At 56.8% G+C, this 7,263-nt stretch carries 7 protein-coding genes; 4 read left to right on the top strand and 3 right to left on the bottom strand.

The window, feature by feature from the left end; genetic code table 11:
• On the top strand, positions 1-1,934 hold a 1,934-nt coding region (locus tag AC6RA8_RS06020), incomplete at its 5' end, for an NADP-dependent malic enzyme (RefSeq protein ID WP_500351232.1).
• Positions 1,934-2,809, top strand: a complete 876-nt coding sequence (locus tag AC6RA8_RS06015) for a ribokinase (protein WP_500351230.1) — start codon at positions 1,934-1,936, stop codon at positions 2,807-2,809. The genes AC6RA8_RS06020 and AC6RA8_RS06015, both read left to right, overlap by 1 nt.
• Here AC6RA8_RS06015 and msrA read toward each other — a convergent pair.
• A complete protein-coding gene (gene msrA, locus AC6RA8_RS06010; protein WP_500351228.1) occupies positions 2,806-3,465 on the bottom strand; it encodes a peptide-methionine (S)-S-oxide reductase MsrA in 660 nt (219 codons plus the stop codon). The genes AC6RA8_RS06015 and msrA overlap by 4 nt on opposite strands.
• 128 nt (positions 3,466-3,593) lie before the next feature.
• Between msrA and AC6RA8_RS06005 the strand changes: the two genes are divergently transcribed.
• Positions 3,594-4,292 carry a sulfotransferase-like domain-containing protein gene (locus tag AC6RA8_RS06005; RefSeq protein ID WP_500351235.1) on the top strand — a complete coding sequence of 233 codons (699 nt, stop codon included), beginning with the start codon at positions 3,594-3,596 and terminating at the stop codon, positions 4,290-4,292.
• On the opposite strand, the gene AC6RA8_RS06000 is transcribed toward AC6RA8_RS06005, so the two are convergent.
• The gene (locus tag AC6RA8_RS06000) at positions 4,285-5,502 is read right to left on the bottom strand and encodes an argininosuccinate synthase (protein WP_500351227.1); all 1,218 of its coding nucleotides are present in this window, start codon (positions 5,500-5,502) and stop codon (positions 4,285-4,287) included. The genes AC6RA8_RS06005 and AC6RA8_RS06000 overlap by 8 nt on opposite strands.
• 117 nt (positions 5,503-5,619) lie before the next feature.
• Here AC6RA8_RS06000 and ilvA point away from each other — a divergent pair, with 117 nt between their 5' ends.
• Positions 5,620-6,846 carry a threonine ammonia-lyase IlvA gene (ilvA, locus tag AC6RA8_RS05995; RefSeq protein WP_500351225.1) on the top strand — a complete coding sequence of 409 codons (1,227 nt, stop codon included), beginning with the start codon at positions 5,620-5,622 and terminating at the stop codon, positions 6,844-6,846.
• Here the strand turns inward: ilvA and AC6RA8_RS05990 are convergent.
• On the bottom strand, positions 6,843-7,175 hold the full coding sequence (locus AC6RA8_RS05990; RefSeq protein ID WP_500351223.1) for an Hpt domain-containing protein: 333 nt from the start codon (positions 7,173-7,175) through the stop codon (positions 6,843-6,845). The genes ilvA and AC6RA8_RS05990 overlap by 4 nt on opposite strands.
• Positions 7,176-7,263 lie beyond the last annotated feature (88 nt).

Raw genomic sequence — 7,263 nt, 5'->3', positions numbered from 1 at the left:
CCATCGACATCGAATTGGACACCGAAGACCCCGATGCCTTCTGCCAAGCGGTCAAGTTGATGGGTCCGACCTTCGGCGGTATCAACCTTGAAGACATCAAGGCGCCCGAATGCTTCATCATCGAACAGCGTCTGAAGGAAGAGATGGATATCCCGGTCTTCCACGACGATCAGCATGGAACCGCGGTGATTTGCGCGGCTGGGTTGATCAATGCGCTGCACATCTCGGGCAAGAAGATTGAGGATGTGAAGATTGTTCTGAACGGGGCAGGTGCTGCGGGGATTGCTTGCATTGAGCTGCTGAAATCCATGGGTGCGCGGCACGAGAACTGCATCGTTTGCGACACCAAGGGCGTTATCTACCAAGGCCGGACCGAGGGGATGAACCAGTGGAAGTCAGCCCACGCAGTAAAAACTGAACTGCGCACGCTCGAGAGCGCCATGAAAGGCGCAGACGTATTTCTGGGTGTGTCCGTCAAAGGGGCGGTGACTCCGGCGATGGTTGAAAGCATGGCGGACAATCCGGTCATCTTTGCCATGGCCAATCCCGATCCTGAAATCACGCCCGAAGAGGCGCATGAAGTGCGGATGGATGCGATCGTTGCGACCGGGCGCAGTGACTATCCGAACCAGGTCAACAACGTGCTTGGCTTCCCGTACTTGTTCCGCGGTGCCTTGGACATCAACGCCCGCGCCATCAATGACGAGATGAAGATTGCGTGTGCCCATGCGCTTGCTGCGCTGGCGCGCGAGGATGTACCGGACGAAGTCGCGTTGGCCTATGGCAAATCGTTGTCCTTCGGTCGTGATTACATCATCCCGACCCCTTTTGACCCGCGTTTGATCCACCGCATTCCACCTGCCGTCGCCAAAGCCGGGATGGATACAGGTGCAGCTCGTCGTCCGATCATCGACATGGACGCGTATGAACTTAGCCTGAAGTCCCGCATGGATCCGACGGCTAGTATCCTGACGGGCATCAACGCTCGGGCGCGTGCGGCCCAAGCGCGCATGATCTTTGCTGAAGGCGACGATCCAAGGGTGTTGCGCGCTGCAGTCATGTATCAGCGCAATGGATTTGGCAAAGCGCTTGTTGTCGGTCGTCAGGATGACGTTAAAGAAAAGCTCGAGAAGGCGGGCCTTGGGGACGCCGTGCGCGAACTGGAAGTGGTGAATGCAGCGAACATCTCTCATCTCGATGCATACAAGTCTCATCTCTATGACCGCCTGAAGCGCGGTGGGTTTGACCGGCAGGACATCCACCGGCTCGCGGCAAGGGACCGTCATGTTTTTGCAGCGCTCATGCTGGCGCACGGGCATGGGGATGGCATCGTGACCGGTGCGACACGCAAATCGGCGCACATTCTGGACCGGATCGGACACGTTTTTGATGTGGACGAAAAAAGCAAGGCTGCAGGTGTTACAGCGCTTATTCATAAAGGGCGCATCGTATTCATCACGGACACGCTGGTGCATGAGTGGCCGGATGAAGAGGATCTTGCTGACATCGCAGAGCAAGCAGCCGTGGTTGCCCGTAACATGGGGCTGGAACCACGCGTGGCTTTCGTGAGCTTCTCGACATTCGGGTATCCCGTGTCGGAGCGGGCCGAAAAGATGCACAAGGCACCGGTTGTGCTGGATGAGCGCGGTGTGGATTTTGAATACGAGGGCGAGATGACCGTTGATGTCGCCCTGAATGCACAGGCGCAAGCGGCTTACCCATTCTCGCGTTTGACTGGACCGGCCAACATCCTTGTTGTTCCGGCGCGCCATTCGGCCAGCATTTCGGTCAAGCTGATGCAAGAGATGGGCGGGGCGACCGTTATCGGGCCGATCCTGGCCGGGGTGGGTGGATCGATCCAGATTTGTTCGTCGGTATCCACGGCCAATGATATTTTGAACATGGCAGTTCTCGCTGCGTGCAAGGTGGGCTGATGGCAGTCTGGAACCTTGGCTCGATCAACATCGACAATGTCTATCGCGTGCCGCATCTACCCGCACCAGGAGAGACCTTGGGCGCAAGCGATTTTAGCCAAGGTTTGGGCGGTAAGGGCGCCAACATGTCTGTTGCCATCGCCCGTGCTGCCGCGCGGGTGGCCCACATTGGGGCGGTGGGAGCTGATGGCAGATGGACGGTTGAACGTTTGCTGGAATACGGTGTGGACACGCGTCGGATCGAAGTGCTGAACGATACCTCAACCGGGCACGCAAATATTGCGGTTGCTGACGATGGCGAAAACCAAATCGTGCTGTTTGCAGGCTCTAACAAGGCGATTACCGACGAAATGATCGGTGGTGCGCTGGCCGAAGCTTCGCCTGGTGACACGTTCCTGACCCAGAATGAAACCAACGGCCAGCTTGTTGCGGCAGAGATGGCAAAGCGTTTGGGCTTGAAGGTGGTATATGCCGCTGCGCCGTTTGATGCGACGGCCGTGCAACAGGTCCTCGCCTTTGTTGATCTGCTTGTGTTGAACGAGGTTGAAGCCGAGCAGCTGGAGGCGAACCTGGACAAACCGCTTACCGCGCTGGGCGTGGACGATATTGTTGTTACTCTGGGCTCGGATGGGTGCAGATGGCTGAATGCGGAAGGTGAAGAAACGCACGTTCCGGCCATTCCTGTGAACCCGATCGACACAACAGGGGCCGGGGACACGTTTACGGGATACCTGGTGGCTGGTTTGGATCGTGGCATGCCCATGCGTCAGGCACTAGATCTTGCCACGCGGGCGGGCGCACTCATGGTGACCCGTCTTGGCACCGCCGATGTCATCCCCGATCTGAAAGAGATCGAGGATGCAAAATTCAGTTAGCTTCCTGCAAATGGGGCGGCGTCACCCCACAGCTGTTTGACCCGCGCATCACGGCCGCACGCTTCGCGATAGGCTTTGTAAGCGTTCGCTTTGGACTTTGGCCCGAAGCGCGTGAGGATCAGCCCCGACTGCTTGTAGTAGTCCTGATGGTAGCCATCTGCTGGGTAGAATTCAGCTGAACCCAAGATCGGCGTTACGATTGTTTGGCCCAGCTCGGCCTGCGCTTCGGCCTTGGCGGCCTCAGCTGCTGCTGTTTGGCCGGGTGTTGCAAAGATGGCGGTCCGATAAGTGTCGCCGCGGTCGCAGAACTGCCCACCCGCATCTGTAGGATCAACCGAGCGGAAGAACAGATCGTATAGCGTCGCCACAGATACTTTGGCTGGGTCATAGGTGATTTGCACGGCTTCGTAGTGGCCGGTGCCACCTTTGACGACCTGTTTGTAGGTCGGGTTGGCGACTGAACCACCGGCAAAACCTGATACGGCTTCCGTGACACCGTTCACCTTCTCAAAATCGGCCTCAACGCACCAGAAACAGCCGCCAGCCACGGTGATCGTTTCCAATTGCTGAGCGTGGCCGCCTTTCGATTGTGCAAGCAACCCGAGCGCAATCATCAGGCCAAGAGATACAGTTTTGAACGTGCGAAGCGATGTCATGGCATGTCTCCTCTTTGGTGATAGACTTACCTCACTGCTTAATACTCTCAACTCACAGGACAGAGAGGTCGCGCAAGCGTGAGGTTGTTTACCAAACGGTCAAAGCAACCTAGCCTCGAGGAATGACGATACGCATTGCCATGTGGTCCGGTCCACGCAACCTGTCGACCGCCATGATGTACAGCTTTGCCGCACGCGGTGATTGCCGAGTGGTGGATGAACCATTTTATGCCGCATATCTGGATCAGACCGAAGTTGATCACCCGATGCGTGATGCGGTGCTTGCGTCGCAGGACCGCTGTCCCGATCAAGTTGCAGAAACGCTGATTTCGCCAGTGTTAGAGCCTGTATTTTACCAAAAGCACATGACTCATCACATGTTACCTGATTGGGATGATGCGTGGATGACAGCCGTTCAACATGTCTTTCTAATCCGCCACCCGGTGCGCGTGGTGGCCAGTTACGCGCGTAAGCGCGAAGCACCCATTCTTGACGATTTGGGTTTCGTTCAACAGAGCCGAATTTTTGATCAGGTGGGCGGCGGAGTGGTTGTGGATTCAAGCGACATTCGCGCCAATCCAAGCGATATATTGCCGAAGCTTTGTAACAAGATCGGTTTGCCCTGGACCGAAAACATGCTGTCCTGGCCTGCCGGGGGTCACTCGGCAGACGGCATTTGGGCCGCGCATTGGTACAATGCCGTGCATGCCTCAACCGGATTTGATGGTCCGGAGGGGCCTTTGCCGGTGTTGGACGGTGCCTATGCTGATTTGGTAAACGCGGCGATGCCCCATTACGAGGCGCTCGCCGCACACAAGATCACTTGAGCCGACGCTCGCGTGCGGCCAGCAATTTCAGACGCAAGGCGTTCAGTTGGATGAAGCCTGCAGCGTCCTTCTGGTCATATGCGCCTGCGTCGTCTTCGAAGGTCACGTGCGCCTCTGAATAGAGCGAGTGATCTGACCACCGGCCAACGGTACGCGCCAGACCTTTATAAAGCTTCAGGCGAACGGTGCCCGTTACATGTTCCTGGCTCTTGTCGATCAGGGCTTGCAGCATTTCACGCTCGGGCGAGAACCAGAAGCCGTTATAGATCAACTCGGCATAGCGTGGCATCAGCTCATCCTTGAGGTGCGCGGCACCCCGATCCAATGTGATCTGTTCGATCCCGCGATGCGCTTCCAGCAGGATTGTGCCGCCGGGTGTCTCGTAAATTCCGCGCGACTTCATGCCCACGAAGCGGCCTTCAACCAGGTCCAGACGACCGATGCCGTGCTTGCCACCCAACTCGTTCAGCTTGGTCAGCACAGTGGCCGGAGACATCGTTTCCCCGTTGATAGAGACTGCATCGCCCTTCTCGAAGCCCACTTCGATGTATTCGGGCGTGTCGGGCGCATCCTCGGGGTTCACGGTGCGCTGATAGACGTAGTCGGGCGCATTCTCGGCTGGATCCTCAAGCACTTTGCCTTCGGAAGATGTGTGCAACAGGTTGGCGTCCACGCTGAACGGCGCCTCGCCACGCTTGTCCTTGGCGATCGGGATCTGGTTCTTTTCGGCAAAGTCGATCAGCTTGGTGCGGCTGGACAGATCCCATTCACGCCACGGGGCGATCACCTTGATGTCGGGGTTCAGGGCATAGGCAGCCAGTTCGAACCGAACCTGGTCATTGCCCTTGCCGGTCGCGCCGTGAGCTACAGCGTCGGCACCTTCGGCAGCGGCAATTTCTACCAGCCGTTTAGAGATCAGGGGCCGCGCGATGGATGTCCCCAACAGGTACAATCCTTCGTACAGAGCGTTGGCGCGGAACATCGGGAAAACGAAATCGCGCACGAACTCTTCTCGGACATCCTCGATATAGATGGCCGACGCACCCATCATCTCGGCCTTGGCGCGGGCAGGTTCCAGTTCCTCGCCCTGACCCAGATCGGCGGTGAAGGTCACAACTTCACAGCCGTATTCGGTCTGCAACCATTTCAGGATGATCGAAGTATCAAGGCCGCCGGAATAGGCCAGCACAACTTTCTTGGGTGCGCTCATCGTCTGTCTTCCCTTGCAAGAGTTGCGTGCCGATAGCTGTTTTGCGGCACAGGGGCAAGATTGACCCGTCCTGTCCCCGCCGCTACGTCAGTGAGATTGCGGCAAAGGGGTCAAGACATGAGCTTTCAGGACGATGCACGCGCCGGTGCCGCCGCGATGCGTGCGGTTTTTCCGGCGACGCCCCTGTTGCGGAACGAGGTGCTGTCTGGACGCTTTGGGGCGGATGTTTGGCTGAAGCGCGAGGATCTGAGCCCGGTTCGGTCTTACAAGCTGCGTGGCGCCTTCAATGCGATGCGCAAGGTGATGCGGGGCGACGCCGTCTTTGTCTGTGCAAGCGCCGGCAATCATGCGCAGGGCGTCGCATTCATGTGCAAGTATTTCGGGGTGCACGGCGTCATCTTCATGCCTGTCACGACACCGCAGCAGAAAATTATGAAAACTCAGATGTTTGGCGGTGATCATGTCGAAGTACGCCTGACCGGCGATTATTTCGATGACACTCTTGCCTCGGCTCAGGCGTTTTGCGCAGAGGCTGGCGCACATTTTCTGTCGCCCTTCGATGATGACGACGTGATCGTAGGACAAGCATCCGTCGCTGTCGAGATCGAAGAGCAGTTGGGCCGCATGCCGGATCACATCATCTTGCCCGTTGGTGGAGGTGGATTGTCGGCCGGAACACGCAGTTTTTTTGAAGATCGCGTTGCCTACACTTTTGTTGAGCCGTCTGGCGCACCTTCGCTCGCCAAGGCGATCGCTGCGGGCAATCCGGTGGATGTCTCACCCATCAACAACTTTGTCGATGGGGCAGCCGTTGCGACCATCGGCACCCGCACTTTCGAGCGTTTGAAGTCGGCCGATCCCGGCGACGTGATCGATATTCCCGAGGATCGTATCTGCACCACAATCATCGATATGCTGAATGTCGAAGGGATTGTTCTGGAGCCGGCGGGCGCCTTGGCTATCGAAGCGCTGGGCGATGTCGCGCACAAGATTGCGGGAAAAACTGTTGTATGTGTGACCTCTGGTGGCAACTTTGATTTTGAACGCTTGCCGGAAGTAAAGGAACGAGCGCAGCGTTACTCTGGTGTGAAGAAGTATTTTATTCTTCGCATGCCGCAGCGCCCGGGCGCGCTGAAAGATTTTCTGAACATACTCGGCCCGGACGACGATATCGCGCGGTTTGAATATCTCAAAAAGTCAGCGCGTAACTTCGGTTCGGTCCTCATCGGGATCGAAACGAAACGGCCTGAAAATTTCGATCGCTTCCTGGCTGAACTTGATGCCGGTGGCTTCACCTACACTGATATCACCAATGATGAGACACTGGCCCAGTTCGTGATCTAGGCCGCTTGACCCGATGAAAGCCCATCAGTGAAAGCAGCTTTGGACGCATCGAAACTGTCCAGAATGGCGGTGATATCCACTTCGGACGCTTTACCTTTTGCCGACATGGCCTCACCCCTGTGGCAGAGTGTCGAAAAGTCGGTGAAACCGAGATTCAAAGCGCTGCCTTTGAGCGCGTGCAGATCATCTTCGAGACGGGACAAATCCGGTGCATCACGCAGACCGTCAATGATGCCAGTCACCTCTTCAATAAAAAGCGGTACAACTTCTTCGAAATCTTCTTCTCCGATTTCGGCACGCAAAGTGCTTACTCGTTCCCAATCAATCATGGCTGTCTCCAATAATTGCGCCCGCTTTTGAGCACGCGCACCCTTAAGGAATGGTGACCATTAAAGGTTTAGGCAATCAGCGACAGCG

The sequence above is a fragment of the Tateyamaria sp. genome, from assembly GCF_059783535.1.
Note: the sequence above shows the minus strand (reverse complement) of the source record. Positions and strands in the feature narration are given on the sequence as shown.

Coding starts and splice junctions, on each gene's coding strand:
- AC6RA8_RS06015 (WP_500351230.1), top strand. CDS start 1,934: ATGGCAGTCTGGAACCTTGGCTCGATCAACATCGACAATGTCTATCGC.
- msrA (WP_500351228.1), bottom strand. CDS start 3,465: ATGACATCGCTTCGCACGTTCAAAACTGTATCTCTTGGCCTGATGATT.
- AC6RA8_RS06000 (WP_500351227.1), bottom strand. CDS start 5,502: ATGAGCGCACCCAAGAAAGTTGTGCTGGCCTATTCCGGCGGCCTTGAT.
- ilvA (WP_500351225.1), top strand. CDS start 5,620: ATGAGCTTTCAGGACGATGCACGCGCCGGTGCCGCCGCGATGCGTGCG.
- AC6RA8_RS05990 (WP_500351223.1), bottom strand. CDS start 7,175: ATGATTGATTGGGAACGAGTAAGCACTTTGCGTGCCGAAATCGGAGAA.